The organism is Micromonospora sp. SD19, from assembly GCF_054462275.1.
In genome coordinates this window covers 90,499-109,348 of record NZ_JBTLMN010000012.1, presented here as the reverse complement: position 1 = coordinate 109,348, position 18,850 = coordinate 90,499, and the positions used below count along the sequence as shown (strand labels likewise).

Sequence of the window (18,850 nt, the reverse complement as noted above, 5' to 3'; positions counted from 1 at the left end):
GCCCCCTCTCACCCTCTCACCCGTCGATCTTGCAGTTTCGGTTGACGAAACGTCCTTTCACGGGTGTTTTGTCGGCACAGAAAGTGCAAGATCGACGTGGGTGGGCGGTGTCGGGGGAGTGCGGTGGGGCGGGTTCGACACGCCCGGTGGGGCGTTGTGGGGCGGTGGGGCGTGTTCAGCGGTGATGATGTCGGGGTGGGGGAGGAAATCGGCACCGGGGATGGGACTGTCGGACGGCCGCGACGGTCGCCGAGCGCGGCGCGTACACCGGTGACCGCCGGGGCGCGCGGCCCGGAGCCCGGCGCGGCGGCCCGGGAGTCCGGGCCGGGGGCGCGGGAGTCCGGGCCGGCGGGACGCGAGCCGGAGGCCGTGGCGGCCACCCCGCTGCGCGGCATCGACGCGGCCGGTGGCCTCGCCGCGCTGCGCGGCCTGCTGGACCGACCGCTGACCTCCTACTACCTGCTGCTGTCCTGCGCCGGCCTGCTGCTGCTGATCGGGCTGACCATGGTCTTCTCGGCGACCAGCGTCAAGGACTACGCCGAGGACGGCAACGCCTCGGCCTCGGTGACCAAGCAGGCCATCTTCGCGGTGATCGGCATCGGCGCCTTCTGGATCTGCCAGCGCCTGCCGGCCAGCACCTACCGGTCGCTGGGCCGGCCGCTGCTGTTCACCTCGATCGGGTTGCTGCTGCTGCTCAACCTGCTGCTCGCCTACGCCCGGCTGACCCGGCAGGAGTCAGGGCAGATCGGCCCGGTCGAGGCACGGCTGAACTGGCTGTTCATCGGCGGGATCCAGCTGCAGCCGTCCGAGCTGGCCAAGTTCGCGATGGTGCTCTGGGGCGCGCACCTGGTCGCCCGCAAGGGCGCCGCGCTGGGCTGGTGGCGCGAGCTGGCCACCCCGCTGTTCCCGATCGTGGGCCTGCTCTTCGTCCTGGTCGGCTACAACGACACGGGCACGATGCTCTGCCTGCTGGCCCTGGTCGTCGGCCTGCTCTGGGCCGCGGGGGTGCGGATGCGGGTGTTCGGCGCCCTGGCGGCGGCCGGTCTGGTCGGGATCGGCCTGCTCGTCGCGGTGGCCTCGCTGGGCGCCGGCTCCGGCGAGCGCGGCGCGGACAACTACCGGCTCGCGCGGCTGGACATGTTCTTCAACCCACCGGACCCGGAGACCTGCAAACTCAACGACTGCCTGCAGTTCTACCAGGGGCGGCTGGCCATCGAGCACGGCGGCTGGTTCGGTGTCGGGCTGGGCAAGGGCAGCCTGAAGTGGGACTGGCTGCCCGAGGCGCACAACGACTTCATCTTCGCGATCATCGCCGAGGAGCTGGGCGTGATCGGCTGCACCGTGGTGCTCAGCCTGTTCGCGGTCCTCGCGTACACCGGGTTCCGGATCGCCCGACGGGTCGACGACCCGTTCCGCCGGCTCGCCGCCACGGCCGTGACCACCTGGCTGGTCAGCCAGGCCGTGATCAATATCGGTGGGGTGGTCGGGCTGCTGCCGATCACCGGCCTGCCGCTGCCGTTCATCTCCGACGGCGGAAGTGCCCTGGTGGTGACGTTGGCCGGCATCGGCATGCTGGCGTCCTTCGCCCGCGCCGAACCCGATGCGGCCAGAGCACTGCATGCCCGTCCGCCGGCCCGGTGGGTCCGACTACTCTGGGCCCCGTTGCCGCCGCTTCCCGGCCGGCGTCGCCGGCCGGCGTCGCCGCCCGCTGGCCGAGGGTCAGTGCCCCGGTCCCGCGAGCGGCGCCACGACGACCAGGCCGTGCCGCGCGGGGTCCGCCAGGACCGCAACCGCAGGGGTACGGCGAGCGAGAGGAGACGCTGATGGGTCCGCTGCGTTCGGTGGTGCTCGCGGGAGGTGGCACCGGGGGGCACGTCTACCCGCTGCTCGCCTTCGCCGACTGCCTGCGCCGACACGACCCGGGCGTCCGGATCACCTGCCTCGGCACACCCCGGGGCATGGAGAACGACCTGATCCCGCCGCAGGGCTACGACCTGCGGCAGATCCCGGCGTACCAGCTGCCCCGGTCGGTCAACATGAACCTGGTCCGTACCCCGGGCCGGATGTGGACGGCGGCCCGCGCGGCGGGCAAGGTGATCGACGAGGTGCGCGCCGAGGTGGTCGTCGGCTTCGGCGGGTACGTCTCGGTGCCCGCCTACCTGGCCGCGTGGCGTCGTGAGCTGCCCATGGTGATCCACGAGGTGAACGTGCCACCGGGCGTGGCCAACCGGCTGGGCATGAAGTTCACCAAGAACGTCGCCGTCGGCTTCCCGAACCAGCCGAGCCAGGCCGAGTCGTTGCGGGACGCCACAGTGGTCGGGGTGCCGCTGCGCCGCGCCATCACCGGTCTGGACCGGTACGCGCTGCGCAACGCCGCCCGCGCCCACTTCGGGCTCCGCCCGGACCTGCCGGTGCTCTTCGTCTCCGGCGGCTCGTCCGGCGCCCGCTCGATCAACCTGGCGGTCTCCGGCGCGGCCAAGGAACTGGCCCGCAACGGCGTGCAGGTGCTGCACGTGATGGGTGCCCGCAACGAGCCGGTGCCGATCCCCACCGACCTGCCGGTGCCGTACGTGACGCTGCCGTACCTGTCGGAGATGGAGCTGGGCTACGCCGCCGCCGACCTGATGCTGGCCCGGGGCGGGGCGATGACCGTCGCCGAGGTGGCCGCGATCGGGCTGCCCACGATCTACGTGCCGTACCCGCACAGCAACCAGGAGCAGCGGCGCAACGCGCTGCCGGTGGTGGAGGCCGGTGGAGGGCTGCTGGTCGACGACGCGGAGCTCACCCCGGACTGGCTGGAGCGCACCGTCATCCCGCTCATCCGCGACCCGCAGCGGCTGTACACGATGGGTGCCGCCGCAGCGTCGTACGGCCGGCGCGACGGCGACGAGGCCCTGCGTTCCTTCGTACTGGCGGCGGTGGCCCGGTGACCGCGCAGTTCACCCCGGCCGGCACGCTCACCGCCGAGGACCTGGGCGCCGTCCACCTGATCGGGGTGGGTGGGGTGGGCATGCTCGGCGTGGCCCGGCTGCTGCTCACCCGGGGCATCCGGGTCTCCGGCAGCGACCTGCGGGAGTGGCCGTCGCTGGCGGGCCTGCGGGCGCTCGGCGGCACCATCCACCTCAGCCACGAGGTCAGCAACCTCGACGGGGTCGACACCGTCGTCTACTCGTCGGCGATTCCCCAGGACCACCTGGAGCTGGTCGAGGCGCGTCGGCGCGGCCTGCGGGTGCTGCACCGCTCGGAGGCGCTCGCGGCGGCGATGACCGGCCGTCGCGCCGTGGCCGTCGCCGGCACGCACGGCAAGACCACCACCACCTCGATGGTGACGATGGTGCTCCAGCAGGCCGGGGTGGACCCGTCCTTCGTGATCGGCGGGGAGATCTCCGAGGTCGGCTCGGGCGCGCACCACGGCACCGGCGAGCATTTCGTGGTCGAGGCGGACGAGAGCGACCGCTCGTTCCTCATCTACCGCCCGTACGTCTCGATCATCACGAACATCGAGGCGGACCACCTGAACACCTACGGTGACTACGCGACGCTGGAGGCGGCGTTCGTGGAGTTCGCCCGTCTCACCGACCCGAACGGTTTCATCATCACCTGCGCCGACGATCCGGGCGGTCGACGGCTGGCCGAGAGCCTGCGGTCCGAGGGGCGGCGGGTGTTCACCTACGGCGAGGCGGACGACGCCGACCTGCGGTTGACCGAGATGGTCTCCTCCGCCCGGGGGGTGCGCTACCTGGCCGCCATCGACGGACGGTCGCTGGGCGAGTTCCGGCTGCCGGTGCCGGGACGGCACATGGGGCTGAACAGCGCCGCCGCGGTGCTGACCGCGTACCTGCTGGAGTTGCCGCTGGAGGCGGCGGAGGCCGCGCTGGCGGTCTTCCCCGGCGTGCGTCGGCGCTTCGAGCGCAAGGGTGTCGCGGACGGCGTGCTGGTCTACGACGAGTACGCGTACCACCCGACGTCGATGACGTTGGCGATGCAGACGCTGCGCGAGGTCGCCGGGGACGGCCGGCTGATCGTGGTCTTCCAGCCGTACCGGCTGTACCGCACCCGCGACAACCAGGCGGAGATCGCCGCGGCGTTGGCCATCGCCGACGAGGTGGTGCTGTTGGAGGTCTTCGGGCCGGGTGAGTTGCGTCAGCCCGGCGAGGGCTCGGCGGCGCTGATCGCGGCGGTGGAGCTGCCCGCCGACCGCAAGGTCTTTGTGGAGTCGTGGGAGCAGGCCCCGGTCGAGGTGGCCCGTCGGGCCCGTTCGGGGGACGTGGTGGTCACCATGGGCGCCCCGCCGATCTCGCTGATGGGCGACGAGCTGCTGGCCGCCCTGGGTGAGCGTACGGCCGGCTCGGCATCCACCGCGACCGTCGACCCGGTGGCCACCTCCCCGGCGATCGGTGATCCGGTGCCGGGTGGGGCCACGTCCGGTGGCGACGGTGCGGCTCTCGGTGGCACCGCCGTGCCCGGCGGCTCGGCGCCGACGGCCGGATGAGTCCCGGCCCGGCCCGGGGGCGGACCAGCGCCGCCGACGGCGGCGCCCCGCGCCGAGGTCCGGCCCGGCGGTGGCAGCTGGTCCGGGCGGGCCGCGACGCGGTGCCGCCGTCGACCCGCCGGTTCATGGCGCGTGCCCGGCAGCGTCGCATGCGTGCGGCGCTGCCGTGGGCGGTGGCCGCCGGGGTGCTCGCCCTGGCCGGGCTGGTCGCCTGGACGGTGCTCGGCACCGGGCTGTTCGGCGTGCGTGAGGTGCGGGTGGAGGGTGCGAAGCTGGCCACTCCGGTGCAGGTGCACGACGCGGTCGGCGTTCCGGACGGGGTGCCGTTGGCCCGGGTGGACCTGGCCGCCGCGGCCCGACGGGTCGGCGCGCTGCCGGTGGTGGAGCGGGCCACGGTGTCCCGGGACTGGCCCGACGCGCTGGTGGTGCGGGTGACCGAGCGGACCGCGGTGGCGGTGGTGCCGCAGGGGGAGGCGTTCGCCATGATCGACGGGAGCGGGGTGGCGTTCCGGACGGTGGAGCGACGCCCGGCCGGCCTGCCGCAGGTGACGGTGGCCCGGCCGGCCGCCGACGACCCGGGCACCCGGGCCGGGCTGGAGGTGCTCGTCGCGCTGACGCCGCAGCTGCGCGCGGAGCTGGTGGACGTGAACGTGGAAGGGCTGGCCCGGATCAGCCTGCGGTTGCGGGGGGACCGGACGGTGATCTGGGGGGACGCGACGCGGGGCACTGACAAGGCCCGAGTGGCCACCGCGCTGCTCGACGAGGACACCGACCGGATCGACGTGAGTGCGCCGGATGTGGTGACCTTCCGTTGACCGGTGAGCGTGCGGGGAGGTGACCCGTCGCGCTCCGCTCGGCGACACGCCGCCCGGGTCCTTGGCTCATCGGGCGGTGGCGCTTACGTTGCCCCGAAGAGGATCAGTGGTTGACATAACTGTAAGCCTCTAGTAGAGGGTTAGGGTTCACCCCTGATCCTCGCTGGTGACAGCTGTTGTCGGCCGCTGGGCTGGCCACGCCGTACCCGGTCGGCCGAAGCCAATCTCGAAGGAAAGGACCGGAGATGACACCTCCGCACAACTACCTGGCGGTCATCAAGGTCGTCGGCATCGGGGGTGGCGGCGTCAACGCCGTCAACCGGATGATCGAGGTTGGGCTCAAGGGCGTCGAGTTCATCGCGATCAACACCGACGCGCAGGCGCTGCTGATGAGCGACGCCGACGTCAAGCTCGACGTCGGGCGCGAGCTGACCCGTGGCCTGGGGGCCGGGGCCAACCCGGACGTCGGCAAGAACGCCGCCGAGGACCACCGCGACGAGATCGAGGAAGTGCTCAAGGGCGCCGACATGGTCTTCGTGACCTGCGGCGAGGGCGGCGGCACCGGCACCGGCGGCGCGCCGGTGGTGGCCAACATCGCCCGCAAGCTCGGCGCGCTGACCATCGGCGTGGTGACCCGGCCGTTCTCCTTCGAGGGCAAGCGCCGCCAGGTGCAGGCCGAGTCGGGAATAGACGAACTCCGCAACCAGTGCGACACGCTGATCGTCATCCCGAACGACCGGCTGCTGGCCCTGGGTGACCGCAACATCAGCATGATGGACGCGTTCCGCACGGCCGACCAGGTGCTGCTCTCGGGTGTGCAGGGCATCACCGACCTGATCACCACCCCGGGTCTGATCAACCTGGACTTCGCCGACGTCAAGAGCGTGATGAGCGGCGCCGGCAGCGCGTTGATGGGCATCGGCAGCGCCCGTGGCGAGAACCGCGCGGTCGAGGCGGCCGAGGCGGCCATCTCCAGCCCGCTGCTGGAGCAGAGCATGGACGGCGCGCGGGGCGTGCTGCTCTCCATCGCCGGTGGGTCCGACCTGGGCCTGTTCGAGATCAACGATGCCGCCCAGTTGGTCACCGACGCGGCCCACCCGGACGCCAACATCATCTTCGGCGCGGTCATCGACGACGCGCTCGGTGACGAGGTGCGGGTGACGGTCATCGCGGCGGGCTTCGACGGCGGCACGCCCGCGTACAAGGCGGCCGAGCCGACCCGCAAGAGCAACACCAACCAGCCGGCACCGCAGAGCACCCCGGTGCCAGCTCCGGCCACCAACCCGGCGCCGGCCCAGTCGCCACGTCGCGTGCTCTTCGACGACGTCGACGTTCCCGACTTCCTCAAGAACGGGTCCTGAGCACCGCCGATGACCGACAGCTCAGCCACGGTACGACCGGATCGGCGCGCCGAACTCGCGGCCGGTCTCGCACAGGTTCGGTCCCGGATCGATGACGCCTGCGCGCAGGCCGGCCGGGACCGCGCCGAGGTCACGATGATCGCGGTGACGAAGACCTACCCGGCCAGCGACGTGGTGGCGCTGGCCGGGCTCGGGGTGACCGACATGGGGGAGAACCGCGACCAGGAGGCGGCCGGTAAGGCCGCCGAGGTGGCTGCCGCCGGGGTGCGTCCCCGCTGGCACTTCATCGGCCAGTTGCAGCGCAACAAGGCCCGCTCGGTGGTCCGTTACGCCGACGTGGTGCACTCCGTCGACAGTGTCCGGCTGGCCCGGGCGTTGGCCACCGCGACCGTCGAACGGCAGGCGCCGCTCGACGCCCTGGTTCAGGTGAGCATCGACGGCGACGCGGCCCGGGGCGGGGCACTGCCCGGCTCGGCGGATCCGGGCGCCGGGTTGGAACCGGTGGCCGAGGCGGTGGCCGAGGCGCCCGGGCTGCGTCTGGTCGGTCTCATGGCGGTCGCCCCGCTGGGGTGGGAGCCGGAGCGGGCGTTCGCCCGGCTCGCCGAGGTCGCCGACGCCTTTCGGGTCGTCCATCCGGGAGCGACCGCGTTGTCCGCCGGAATGAGCGGAGATTTCGACATCGCGATCCGTTACGGCGCGACACATGTCCGCGTCGGTAGCGCGTTGCTCGGAATGCGTCCCACGCTGCGGTAGCCTGACCGCGAGACAAGCAAATTACATCAGTGTTGTTTCAGGGGCGGGCGTCTCCTAGTCGGGGGTCGTGGCGCGCGACGCGAATCGCGCGCCGGGGGGATTGCCGTTCCGGTCCGATGGGCATGGTTGTCCACTCGCGACGGGCGACATGGCACGGGGGCGCGTGCCGCACGGCGGACGGAAGGGCGCGGGATGGGTGCACTGCGCAAGGCGGGGGTCTGGCTCGGTCTGGTCGAAGAAGACGACGAGCGGGCCTACGACGACGGTGGCTACGACAAGGGTGGCTACCGCGACTCGCGTTACCGGCAGAGCCGGTACGCCGAGGAGTTCGCCGACGACGACGAGGACGACGCCGAGGAGCCGCCGGCTCCGCGGCCGCGCGACAGCGGGCGGGGTCGACTCTCCGAGCGGCCGAGCGGGCGGTTGAGCGAGTCCGAGCGCGGTGACGGTGAGCGTCCGGAGCGGATCGAGCGGTCCAGCGTACGGTCGATCACCCGGTCGTCGGCGGGCGAGACCTCCGGCGCGCTGACCTATCACACCCGGGACAACCTGGCTCTCGCGCCGCAGGTCACGGCGCGCGAGCGGGCCCTGCCCGAGGAGGAGCAGCGGTACCAGATCACGACGCTGCACCCCACCACGTACCGCGAGGCGCGCACCATCGGCGAGCACTTCCGCGACGGCGTCCCGGTGATCATCAATCTCACCGAGATGGATGAGGCCGATGCCCGCCGTCTGGTGGACTTCGCCGCCGGGCTGGCGTTCGGCCTGCGCGGTACGATCGAGCGCGTGACCAATCGGGTGTTCCTGCTCTCACCGGCTAACGTCCAGGTCACCGCTGAGGACAAAGCCAAGATCGCTGAGGGCGGCTTTTTCAGTCTGAGTTGACCCCGCCCGACCCGAGGGACGTCGCTGACCGTGTTGTCGATCTTACTGCAAGTGCTGTACCTGATCCTTTATGTCTTCCTGCTCCTTCTTCTGTCCCGGTTCGTGTTGAGCGCCGTCCTGCAGTACGGCCGTCGCTGGCAACCGGGGCGTGGAGCATCGGCAGGATTGGAATCCGTGTGGAGCGTCACTGATCCCCCTCTCAACGCGTTGAGGCGTGTGATCCCTCCGCTGCGAATTGGTACCGTGAGCATCGACCTGGCCTCCCTTGTGCTCCTGGTTATCCTGTTCGTGCTGATGGAGTTCGTGTTAGGGCCGTCGATCAGGGCATCTGCCTGATGACCGACGCGCTTTCGCGGCCGCAACTGACCCGAGGAGTTTCGATGCCGCTGACCCCGGCCGACGTCCACAACGTCGCCTTCAAAAAGCCGCCGATCGGCAAACGGGGGTATGACGAGGAGGAGGTCGACGCCTTCCTGGATGAGGTCGAGCGCGAGCTCGCCCGTCTCATCGAGGAGAACAACGAGCTGCGCGCCCAGGTGGAGCGCGGCGGCCGTGGCGGTGCCCCCGCCGGCCCCGGCGGCGACGCCCGACTGGCGGCGGAGCTCAACGACGTCAAGGCCCAGCTGGACCGGGTGCAGCGCGACAAGTCGGCGGCCGAGCAGGCTGCCCGCGCGATGCAGGCCGAGCTGGAGCAGGTCCGCGCGACCGGCGGCCCGGCCGGCGGCGTCACCGGTGACGGTGAGCAGCAGGCTCTGCGCGTGCTGATGATGGCCCAGCGCACCGCTGACGACCACGTGTCCGACGCGCGCCGCGAGGCCGACCAGCTGCTGTCCGAGGCTCGCAGCAAGGCCGAGGAGGTGACCCGGGAGGCGCGCGCGAAGGCTGACGCCCTTGAGCGGGACGCCCGCCAGCGGCACCAGGAGGCCATGGGCGGCCTGGACGCCAAGCGCACGGCCCTGCAGAAGCACATCGAGGAGCTCAAGCAGTTCGAGCGCGAGTACCGCACCCGGCTCAAGGCGTACCTGGAGAGCCAGCTGCGTGACCTCGACGGTCGTGGCCAGGGCCTCGAGGCCGAGATGACCCGCTCCGAAGCCGGCCGGGTCGCCGGCGGCAACGGGCTGGCCGCAGCGGGCCTCGCTGGTTCGTACGGCGGCGGCGGGCGCTCCGGCGCCCTCGAAGCCGGACGCTGAGCACCGGCCGGCGATCGCTGTCCGCCAATGGTGACGGTCGCCGGCCCGGCCTGGACGGTTCGACGCGGCGGGGGTGAGCCGTGATAGTCGCAAGTCTGCTGCTCATCCTCGTCGCGGTGGTGCTACTGGTGCTCGGCCTGGCCGGTGGCTCCAGCTTCTTGTTGGTCATCTCCATCGCGGCCAGTCTGCTGGCCGCCGTGGCGTTGGTGGTGGGCGCTCGCCAGGCAGCCGCCAACCGCGCCATGGCGGATCCCGGCCGGACCGACCGGCGGCACCCCGACGCACCCCGCACGGCCAGCCAGGCCACGCCGGATGTCGCGTACGGGCCGCCGCTGGTCGAGCCGGAGGTGCCGGTCCAGCACGTGCCCACGACGTTTGGTACCGGCGGCACCGGGTGGCGGCAACCACCCGGGCCGCCGGTCGACCACGTCCCACCGATCGACGAGGCGTCGCCGTACGACCCGCCGCGCGTCGACGAGGCGTCGCCGGTCGTGGCCGACGAGGTGTCCTCGCGGGCCCGGCCCGTCAGTCCGGCGTCGCCGACGGTGGCCTCGACCGACGACGGGTTCGACGGCGCGGTCACGGCGGTCGACGAGCCGGCCGCCCAGCAGATCACTGCCGCCGAGGCGGCCCGGGTGGCCCGACTGCACGACGCCGTCGAGGTCGTCGACGGCCGCCCCCGCTACCACCTCGCCACCTGCCCCCACCTGGTTGGCTGGCAGCCCGAGACGTTACCGGTCGCCGAGGCCGTGGAGCTCGGCTTCACGCCGTGCGCGCACTGCGCGCCGGCGACCGCTCTCCTCGCCGACGTCCGGCCGATCTGAAGCGGCGCCCGGTGCCCGCGCAGGACACGCTCACCGTGGCGGTGCGGGTGAAGCCCGGCGCCTCCCGGGACCGGGTGGGTGGCCGCTTCGACGGCCCGCACGGCCCCGCGCTCGTGATCGCGGTCCACGATCCGGCCGTGGACGGTAGGGCCACCGAGGCGGCCCGGCGGGCGTTGGCCGGCGCGCTGGGCGTCCGGCGGGCCGCGGTGTCACTGCGCTCCGGCGCGGCCAGCCGGGACAAACTCTTCATCGTCGATCGGCCCGGCCCGGAGCTGCCCGAGGTGCTGCGCCGCCTGCGCGACGGATCCGCCGAGTGAGGACAGCCCGGGCAAGGCAGCCGTGACCCCCGGGTTGGACATCGCGCTGCTGCTCGGTGCGGCGGTGCTGCTGGTAGCGGTCGGCGCGGTGCGACTCTCCACCCGCCTCGGCGTGCCCAGCCTCCTGGTCTATCTGGCACTGGGTGTGGCGATCGGCGAGGGCGGGCTGGGCATCCGTTTCGACGACGTCGAGCTGACCCGGACCCTCGGCTTCTGCGCGCTGATCGTGATCATCGCGGAGGGCGGCCTCACCGCCCGGTGGACCACGCTGCGACCGGTGCTCGGGCTGGCCTCCGCGCTCTCCACTGTGGGCGTGATCGTCAGCATCGTGGTGGTCGGCGTCGCCGTGCACCTGCTGCTGGGGCTGGACTGGCGGTTGGCGCTGCTCTACGGAGCGGTGCTCTCGTCCACCGACGCGGCCGCCGTCTTCGCCACCCTGCGCCGGCTGCGGTTGCCGCCCCGGCTGGTGGCGACGCTGGAGGCCGAGTCGGGGATGAACGACGCCCCGGTGGTGCTGCTGGTGGTGCTGCTGTCCCACCGGGGTTTCTCGCACCCGTGGTGGTACGAGGTCGCGCTGGTCTGCTACGAGCTGGGCGTCGGCGCGGCGGTGGGGGTGGGCGCGGGTGTCGCCGGCACCTGGGCGCTGCGCAGGGCGGCCCTGCCCTCGGCCGGGCTCTACCCGATCGCCGCGGTGGGCATCACGGTGCTGGCGTACGCCGCAGGGGCGGTTCTGCACGCCTCGGGTTTCCTCGCCGTCTACGTGGCCGGGGTGCTGCTGGGCAATGCCCGCCTGTCGCACCGGCAGGCGATTCTCGGTTTCGCCGACGGGCTGGCGTGGCTCGCCCAGATCGGGTTGTTCGTGCTGCTCGGGTTGCTGGCCTCGCCGGGCCGGCTGGACGCGGCGGTGCTGCCCGCGGTGGTCGCCGGGCTGGCGCTGGTGCTGCTGGCCCGACCGCTGTCGGTGGCCGTCTCGGCGTTGCCGTTCGGGGTCGGGCTTCGAGAACAGGCGTTCCTGTCCTGGGCCGGGCTCCGCGGGGCGGTGCCGATCGTGCTGGCCACCATTCCGCTCTCCGAGCGGGTGCCCGGCGCGGAGCGGCTCTTCGACGTGGTCTTCGTGCTGGTGGTGATCTTCACGCTGGTGCAGACCGGGACGCTGGGGTCGTTCGCCCGCTGGTTGCGGGTGACCGCGCCGGCCGAGGCCGCCGAGATTCATGTGGAGACCGCGCCGCTGGAGCGGATGCGGGCGGATCTGCTCCAGGTGGAGGTGCCGCCGGGCTCGCGACTGGCGGGTGTGCACGTCGACGAGTTGCGGCTCCCGGTGGGCGCGTCGGTGACCCTGGTGCTGCGCGACGGGGTGGGTTTCGTGCCCGCACCGGACACCCGGTTGAAGACCGGCGACAGTCTGCTGATCGTGGCGACCGCCGGGGTGCGGGACGCCGCGGAACGGCGGTTGCGGGCGGTCAGTCGGCGGGGTCACCTGGCCCGATGGTTTGGTGAGTACGGGGATGAGGTGGTCAATTGATCTGCTAGCGTTCCCTTTGCCCCAGTTTGGCAGGGCTCGGGGCTGTTAGACGGTGCGACGGTGCGGCACGTTGTCGGACGCCTGTACGTTCCGTATTCTTGCCAACCTCCGGAGTGCGCGGCCATCGTCGCCGCGCGCCCCTTTTCGTACATAGGGGACGCCCTGGGCGGCGCCCCCTGACCCAGGCGCCGCGGACCGCGCGGTTCCCCGGCCGAGGGAGCGACCCCATGGCGAAGCCAGCCGACACCAGGACCGCCGGGCGCAAGCCGGTGGCCAAGGCCACCCGCAGCACGGCCGAGACCGAGAAGATCCGGGCGGCGCTGGCGGCGCGGCGGGACGAGCTTCGTGCCGAGTACGATCAGACGCTGAGTGAGATCACCGAGCTGCAGCGCGATCGGCTGACCGACTCGGCCGGGGACGACCAGGCCGACACGGGCACCAAGACGCTCGAGCGGGAGCAGGAGATCTCTCTCGCCAACAGCATTCTGGAACGGATCACGCAGGTGGAGCGCGCTCTGGAGCGTCTCGACGAGGGTGGTTACGGCTGGTGCGAGCGGTGCGGCAACCCGATCCCGGTCGAGCGCCTCGCCGCCTTCCCGTCGGCCACCCTGTGTGTGACGTGCAAGCAGCTGGAGGAGCGGCGCTGAGGTCCGCTCCCCGGCGGCGATGAGACGGTGAGCGATCACCGCCAAGACTGTCGATGGGGAGCGCATGACCGCAGCACCGTCCGCCGAACCCGGCCGCACCGACCCGGGCGGCGGCAAACGCCGGCCCCGGGCCGTCGCGATTCTGGCCGGAGTCGCCCTGGTGGCCCTGCTGGCCGACCTGGTCACCAAGCACCTCGCGCTGGCCGCGCTGACCGACCGGGAACCGGTCCGGCTGCTCGGCGGGTTCGTCTACCTGAGCCTGACCCGCAACAGCGGCGCGGCCTGGAGCATCGGTGCCGACCACACCTGGGTCTTCCCGCTGATCACCATCGGTGTGGTCGGCTGGATCGTCTGGATGGCACTGCGCCTGCGCTCGCTGCCCTGGGCGGTCTCCCTCGGCCTGGTGCTGGGTGGCGCGTTGGGCAACCTCGTCGACCGGATCTTCCGGGCGCCGTCCCCCTTCCACGGGCACGTGGTCGACATGATCAGCCTCTTCGACCCGTACGGTCAGGTCTGGCCGGTGTTCAACCTGGCCGACAGCTCGCTGGTCTGCGGTGTGCTGCTGGCCGTCCTGTTGGAGCTGACCGGCCGGCAGCGTGACGGCCGGCGGGCGGGGCGCGACGACGACCCGGCCACCACGGACGCCGCGTCGGGCGCCGAGCAGCGGGAGCGGGCATGACCTCCGCGTTCGCCGCTGGCGGCGACCACCGTTCCCTTCCGGTTCCGGACGGCCTCGACGGCATGCGCCTGGACCAGGCCGTGTCCCGCCTGTTCGGGCTCTCCCGCACCGCCGCCGCAGCCCTGGTCGACGCCGGAGACGCGCTGGTCGACGGCGCCGCCCGGCCCAACTCGCACAAGGTCAAGGCCGGCTCCTGGCTGGACGTCACGCTGCCCGCCCCGGTCGCACCGCCGACAGTGGTGCCGCAGGCGGTGCCCGGCCTGCGCGTGGTCTACGCCGACGACGACATCGTGGTGGTCGACAAGCCGGTGGGGGTGGCCGCGCACCCCAGCCCCGGCTGGACCGGGCCGACGGTGATCGGCGCGCTTGCCGCGATCGGGCACCGCATCTCCACCAGCGGCGCCGCCGAGCGGCAGGGCGTGGTGCACCGGCTCGACGTGGGCACCACCGGGATCATGGTGGTGGCCAAGAGCGAGCAGGCGTACACGGCCTTGAAGCGGGCCTTCAAGTACCGCGAGGTCGACAAGGGCTACCACGCGGTGGTGCAGGGTCACCTGGACCCGCTGCGGGGCACCGTCGACGCGCCGATCGACAGGCACCCCACCCACGACTACCGGTGGGCGGTGGTCTCCGGCGGCAAGCCGAGCATCACCCACTACGACACCCTGGAGGCGTTCCCGGCGGCGAGCCTGGTCGACGTCCGGCTGGAGACCGGCCGGACGCACCAGATCCGGGTCCACTTCTCCACCCTGCGGCACCCCTGTGTGGGTGACCTCACCTACGGTGCCGATCCCACCCTCTCGGCCCGTCTCGGCCTGTCCCGACAGTGGCTGCACGCCCGCGAACTGAGCTTCCTGCACCCCCGAACGGGGGACGAGGTCCGGTTCGTCAGCGACTACCCTGACGACCTGGACCGTGCGCTCCAGATCCTGCGTGACTGAGCGGCGACCGCCCGACACCGATCCACAGAGGGGATCCCGCCCGTGCGCGCCGGCAACCTGCTGCGGCAGTTGGACCAGCGGCTGCTGCCGCCGCTGACCCGGGCCGTGGCCCGGCTGGGCGACCGGTCGGCGCGGTTCGGCGTGCTCAGCTGGGCCGCCGTGCTCTCCGCGGCGGCGGTGCTGGGCACCGCCGTCTGGGCCGTCGATGACGCCCCGGTCGGCGACCGGACGGTCGGTGAGGTGACCCGGGTCGGCGTCGTCGACGGCGACTCGGTCCCCGCCTACCTGCGGTCGGCCGCGGCCGACCTGGCGGCGCTGCCGGCGTCCACCCCGGCCGCCGAGGGCACGACGTACGCGCTGGTCACGCTCGACGCGTACCTGCCTCCGCAGCGGCTGGCGACGGTGCTCGGCGACGTCGGGGTGTCGACCGTCTTCGGGCGGGTTCCGCTGCCTGGCCGGCAGACCGAGATCGTCAAGATCCCCGCGATGCGGGTGCCCGACGACGTGGTCGCCGGAATGCGACAGGTGGCGGCCCGCAAGGAGACCGAGGCCGCCGACTACCGGGCCAGGGCCGCCGCGGTCGACGGCGACGGGGAGGGCGAGCGGGAGCTGCGGGAGCAGTACACCAGCGGCGCGGAGGTGGCCGCCGCCGAGGCGGCCGGTTACCGGGCCGGCTGCGCCTGCGTCTACGCGGCGGTGGTCCGCGCGACGCCGGTGGCGCTGCGCGGCGTCGCGACCCGGCCGGACGTACGGGCCGTCGACCCCGCCCCCGAGGTGTACCGGTTGGACCGCACGGTCTTCACGCCGCCCCTGCCCGAGCAGCGCGACGTGGTACGCCCACCGGCCGACACCGGGCCGAGCCCCACACCGACCCGGTCCGAGCCGCCCGCGCCACTGATCAGCGCACCGGCGCCCTCGCCGACCGTGGGCGAATCGTCGGAACCCGCACCAGCCGTGACGACCCCGTCACCCGAACCGTCGGAGCCGGAGCCCACCGAGTCGACGCCGCCGAGCGTCACCACCTCGCCGGACGCCACCGTCGCCGAGCCGCCGTCGCCGTCGCCGTCGTCGTGATCTGCGCCGGCTGGTGTGCGCTCTGAGGTGTGGTCCGAATAGGGTTGGGTTCGTAGCCTGTCAGACAGAGATCGATGGCGCTGGGAGGGCGGGCCGTGGAGGGCAGTGAGACCGGCTGGGGCCGGCCGGCCGAACCAGCGCCGCGGTGGCGCGCGTTGTTGGACCGAGCCCGGCTGGGCGGTCGCGGCGCCGAGCAGACCGAGCCCGAGCGGCGCGGCGAGGAGCCGCCGCCAGACCCGCTGCCCCGGCGGGCGGCCCCGAACGGGTACGCCGGGCGGGCACCGGCCATCGGGCATCCCGCCGACCTGTCGTACGGCGCGGAGCCCGGTTACCGGGCCGAGGCGAGCTACCGGGTCGACCCGGCCTACCGGGCCGAGCCCGCGTACCGCGCGGAGCCGGACTACCGGGCCGAGCCGGACTATCGGGCGGAGCCCGCGTACCGGGCCGAGCCGAGTTACCGGGCCGAGCCGGACTACCGCGCGGAGCCGGCGTACCGGACCGAGCAGCCCGACTACCGCGCCGAACCCGGCTACCGGGCCGAGCCGGGCTACCGCGCCGATCCCGGCTACCGCGCCGAGCCGGACTACCGCGTCACGCCGGAGTACCGGGCTGAGCCGGGCTACCGGGCCGAGCCGACGTACCGGGCCGAGCCCGAGCCGCCGGCCCGCGGATCCGAGCCGGTCCCGTCGCGCTACGCCCTGCTGGACAACGGCTACCGGTCGGGTCAACCGCCGGTCGAGTCGCGGTACGCCCTGCTGGAGACCGGCTACCAGCCGGAAACCGGCTACCCGGCGGCCGCGCCACCGCCGGTCGCCCCGCCGCCGGTCGTCGCTGCGCCGCCGGTCGTCGCCCCGCCACCGCCGGTCGTCCCGCCGGTCACTCCGCCACCCGCCCCGGCGATCGGTTCGGCGGTCGCCGAACGTGCCTACCCGGCCCGGATCGAGTGGCGGCCGCAGGCCGTCGACCAGGAGCAGGAACGCGCCAACGGGGTGCTCAAGCGGGACCTGGGCACGCCCCGGGTGTTCGCCTTCGCCAACCCCAAGGGCGGCGTGCACAAGACGACCGCCACAGTGCTCGCCGCGGCGACGGTCGGCAGTGTCCGCGGCCAGGGCGTGCTGGCCTGGGACGACAACGAACTGCGCGGCACCCTCGGCCTGCGCGCCGGCAGCGCCCGGCACGCCCGGACGATCCGGCACCTGATCAGCGACCTGGCCCAGATCGAGATCCTGGAGGGCGCGACCCTGCTGGACCGGCTGGACGACTATCTGCGGCACGCCTCCGACGGCTCGTACGACGTGCTGGCCGGCGAGGAGAGCCCGCGCTTCGCCCAACGACTGGACCAGTTCACCGTCCGGCGGGTGCTGGAGCTGCTGCGGCGTACCCACGACGTGGTCTGCGTGGACACCGGCAACAACGTGGAGAGCCCCAACTGGCGCACCGTGATGCAGGCCGCCGACCAGCTGGTGGTGACCACGGTGCCCCGGGAGGACGCGGCGTTCAGCGCGGACTGGATGCTCGACCTGCTGCACGAGGAGGGCATGGGTGAGTTGGCGGACAACGCGATCACCCTCATCTCCTGCCCCACCCCGGGTCGCTCGACGCTCCAGGACGACCTGGAGCGGCACTTCGCCACCCGCACCCGTGGCGTCGCCGTCGTGCCGTACGACCCGGCTCTGGAGACCGGGTCGTCGATCGAGTACCACCAACTCCAGCCGGAGACCCGGCAGGCGTGGCTGCGGGCCGCGGCGATGATGGTGGAGCCGTTCGCCCGGTGAGCTGGTCTGCCGCCACCGGAGCCCCGGTCCCGCACCGGGCCTGAGAGGATCATCGGGTGAGCCCGGACAACCCCGACAGTGAGCGGCCCGTCGACGAGCCCGACCGACCCGCGCCACCCCGCACGCCGGAAGCGGATCCGCCGCAGGCCGACCCGTCGCCCGGGGCGGCGCCGGATGGGTTCGACCCAGGTCAGCCGCCCACCTCGGCGGCGTACCAGAGCTCCTTGGAACTTCGGTTCGACGAACCGCGTCGTCCGCTGCGGGCCGTGGCGACGGTGGTGGGCGCCGTGCTCGCGCTGGCCGCGCTGGGTGTCCCGCTCGGGTTGCTCTGGGCCGCGCTCGCGCCGGACACCCCGGTGCTGAAGACCGCCGAGGGGGCGATCTACGCCGAGCCGCAACCGGAGCAGCCGATCGCCGCCGACGGCTGGTTCAGCCTGCTCGGGCTCGCCTTCGGGCTGCTCGTGGCGCTCGCCGTGTGGGTCGTGCTGCGTCGGCGGCGGGGCCCGGTCGGGTTGGTCGCCGCGGTGCTCGGCACTCTGGTTGCCGCGCCGGTGGCCTGGCAGGTGGGACGGCGGATCGGCCTGGCCACCTTCGACCGGTTACTGGTGACCGCCCCGGCCGGGCAGGCCTTCAACAAGCCCGCCGACCTGCGCGCCGGCGGGGTGGACTGGCTGCTCGGGGTGCTGCCGGTGCCGCACGGCAACCTGCTGCTGCCGGCGTTCGGGGCCGCGGTCATGTACACCCTGCTGGCCGGCTGGTCACGGTGGCCGGGGCTGCGCCCGGAACCCGAGCCGGGAGAGTTCAGTTGGGTGTCGGCGGGGACGCCAGCTCCGCCAGCGGCACCGGAACCGCCCGCACCTGACGCAGCAGAGCCGCCTCGCGGTTGAGCAGCCGCAGCTCGGCGCGGAGCCGGGAGGCGGTGTCGTCGATCGCCAGCAGCCGTTGCCGGTCGTCGACGGTGAGCGCCGCCGTCGCCGCCACCAGGTGCGAGAGCACCGTCGGGTCCTCCGGCAGTTGCTCGGAGATCTCCTCCGGGTCGGAGCGGATCAGGCCGAGGTACTGCCGGAACACCGCGATCACCCGGGCGGCCAGCAGGTCGGCCAACTCGTCCGGGCCACCCGGGTCGGGCAGCCACTCCACGTCTGCGGTGAGGTAGGGCTCGGTGCTGTCGTCGACCTCGGCGATCCGGAACCGGCGGCGGCCGACAGTGACGATGTCGAAACCACCGTCGGCCAGCTCGGTCACCTGCCGCAGCTCGGCGGTGCAGCCCACCTCATGCAGGGTGACCTCGCCGACGCCCGGCGTCGCCCGGGCGCCGGGACCGGCCGGCGCCACCTCCCAGCCGGCCTGGATGGCCACCACGCCGAACTCACGCGGGGCGCCCTCGGGCAGGCCGACCAGGTGTCGGACCAGCGCCCGGTAGCGCTCCTCGAAGATGTGCAGCGGCAGCACCAACCCGGGAAAGAGCACCGTTGCGAGCGGGAACACCGGCAGCCGTGCGGTCACAGGGTCGAGCCTAACCAATCTCGCCCACCGGGGCGTGGCCCGGCTCACCGTCCCGGCGGACGGGCGGCT

At 73.0% G+C, this 18,850-nt stretch carries 19 protein-coding genes; 18 read left to right on the top strand and 1 reads right to left on the bottom strand.

Annotation, left to right across the window (positions count from 1 at the left end):
- Nucleotides 1-369: 369 nt before the first annotated feature.
- The 18 genes from ACX27O_RS29380 (at nt 370) to ACX27O_RS29295 (ending at nt 18,162) form a co-directional block, all read left to right on the top strand.
- Nucleotides 370-1,824: an FtsW/RodA/SpoVE family cell cycle protein gene (locus ACX27O_RS29380; RefSeq protein ID WP_030334516.1), complete on the top strand. Its 1,455-nt coding sequence runs from the start codon at nt 370-372 to the stop codon at nt 1,822-1,824.
- Nucleotides 1,824-2,930 (top strand): undecaprenyldiphospho-muramoylpentapeptide beta-N-acetylglucosaminyltransferase, encoded by a 1,107-nt coding sequence (gene murG / locus ACX27O_RS29375; protein WP_030334514.1) that lies wholly within the window; start codon nt 1,824-1,826, stop codon nt 2,928-2,930. Before ACX27O_RS29380 ends, murG begins: the two co-directional genes overlap by 1 nt.
- The gene (gene murC / locus ACX27O_RS29370) at nt 2,927-4,492 is read left to right on the top strand and encodes a UDP-N-acetylmuramate--L-alanine ligase (protein ID WP_210866149.1); all 1,566 of its coding nucleotides are present in this window, start codon (nt 2,927-2,929) and stop codon (nt 4,490-4,492) included. Before murG ends, murC begins: the two co-directional genes overlap by 4 nt.
- Nucleotides 4,489-5,307: a cell division protein FtsQ/DivIB gene (locus ACX27O_RS29365; RefSeq protein ID WP_210866150.1), complete on the top strand. Its 819-nt coding sequence runs from the start codon at nt 4,489-4,491 to the stop codon at nt 5,305-5,307. The genes murC and ACX27O_RS29365 overlap by 4 nt, the downstream gene beginning before the upstream one ends.
- 245 nt (nt 5,308-5,552) lie before the next feature.
- Nucleotides 5,553-6,668 (top strand): cell division protein FtsZ, encoded by a 1,116-nt coding sequence (ftsZ, locus tag ACX27O_RS29360; RefSeq protein WP_030334509.1) that lies wholly within the window; start codon nt 5,553-5,555, stop codon nt 6,666-6,668.
- A gap of 9 nt (nt 6,669-6,677) precedes the next feature.
- The gene (locus tag ACX27O_RS29355) at nt 6,678-7,421 is read left to right on the top strand and encodes a YggS family pyridoxal phosphate-dependent enzyme (protein WP_030334507.1); all 744 of its coding nucleotides are present in this window, start codon (nt 6,678-6,680) and stop codon (nt 7,419-7,421) included.
- Between the two features lie 192 nt (nt 7,422-7,613).
- Complete coding sequence (locus ACX27O_RS29350; RefSeq protein WP_210862902.1) at nt 7,614-8,306, top strand: cell division protein SepF; 693 nt, start codon at nt 7,614-7,616, stop codon at nt 8,304-8,306.
- Nucleotides 8,307-8,336: 30 nt separating this feature from the next.
- Nucleotides 8,337-8,642, top strand: coding sequence for a YggT family protein (locus ACX27O_RS29345; RefSeq protein WP_030334503.1), 306 nt, complete (start codon nt 8,337-8,339; stop codon nt 8,640-8,642).
- 44 nt (nt 8,643-8,686) lie between these two features.
- On the top strand, nt 8,687-9,496 hold the full coding sequence (locus ACX27O_RS29340; protein ID WP_036411965.1) for a DivIVA domain-containing protein: 810 nt from the start codon (nt 8,687-8,689) through the stop codon (nt 9,494-9,496).
- 80 nt (nt 9,497-9,576) lie between these two features.
- Complete coding sequence (locus ACX27O_RS29335) at nt 9,577-10,320, top strand: hypothetical protein (protein WP_358128114.1); 744 nt, start codon at nt 9,577-9,579, stop codon at nt 10,318-10,320.
- Nucleotides 10,321-10,331: 11 nt separating this feature from the next.
- Nucleotides 10,332-10,637, top strand: a complete 306-nt coding sequence (locus tag ACX27O_RS29330; RefSeq protein ID WP_210862042.1) for a DUF167 domain-containing protein — start codon at nt 10,332-10,334, stop codon at nt 10,635-10,637.
- Between the two features lie 22 nt (nt 10,638-10,659).
- Nucleotides 10,660-12,159 (top strand): potassium/proton antiporter, encoded by a 1,500-nt coding sequence (locus tag ACX27O_RS29325; RefSeq protein ID WP_210866151.1) that lies wholly within the window; start codon nt 10,660-10,662, stop codon nt 12,157-12,159.
- A 227-nt stretch (nt 12,160-12,386) separates the two neighbouring features.
- Nucleotides 12,387-12,806, top strand: a complete 420-nt coding sequence (locus tag ACX27O_RS29320) for a TraR/DksA family transcriptional regulator (protein ID WP_030334492.1) — start codon at nt 12,387-12,389, stop codon at nt 12,804-12,806.
- A 64-nt stretch (nt 12,807-12,870) separates the two neighbouring features.
- Nucleotides 12,871-13,485: a signal peptidase II gene (lspA, locus tag ACX27O_RS29315; RefSeq protein ID WP_279518187.1), complete on the top strand. Its 615-nt coding sequence runs from the start codon at nt 12,871-12,873 to the stop codon at nt 13,483-13,485.
- Nucleotides 13,482-14,426, top strand: coding sequence for an RluA family pseudouridine synthase (locus ACX27O_RS29310; RefSeq protein ID WP_030334488.1), 945 nt, complete (start codon nt 13,482-13,484; stop codon nt 14,424-14,426). The genes lspA and ACX27O_RS29310 overlap by 4 nt, the downstream gene beginning before the upstream one ends.
- 42 nt (nt 14,427-14,468) lie before the next feature.
- Nucleotides 14,469-15,500: a hypothetical protein gene (locus tag ACX27O_RS29305; RefSeq protein WP_030334486.1), complete on the top strand. Its 1,032-nt coding sequence runs from the start codon at nt 14,469-14,471 to the stop codon at nt 15,498-15,500.
- Nucleotides 15,501-15,595: 95 nt separating this feature from the next.
- Nucleotides 15,596-17,275 carry a MinD/ParA family ATP-binding protein gene (locus ACX27O_RS29300; RefSeq protein WP_458940426.1) on the top strand — a complete coding sequence of 560 codons (1,680 nt, stop codon included), beginning with the start codon at nt 15,596-15,598 and terminating at the stop codon, nt 17,273-17,275.
- A 56-nt stretch (nt 17,276-17,331) separates the two neighbouring features.
- Entirely contained in the window at nt 17,332-18,162 is an 831-nt protein-coding gene (locus tag ACX27O_RS29295; protein WP_357636395.1) for a DUF2567 domain-containing protein, read from the top strand.
- Here ACX27O_RS29295 and ACX27O_RS29290 read toward each other — a convergent pair.
- On the bottom strand, nt 18,077-18,781 hold the full coding sequence (locus ACX27O_RS29290) for an LON peptidase substrate-binding domain-containing protein (protein ID WP_210861638.1): 705 nt from the start codon (nt 18,779-18,781) through the stop codon (nt 18,077-18,079). The genes ACX27O_RS29295 and ACX27O_RS29290 overlap by 86 nt on opposite strands.
- Between the last annotated feature and the right edge of the window lie 69 nt (nt 18,782-18,850).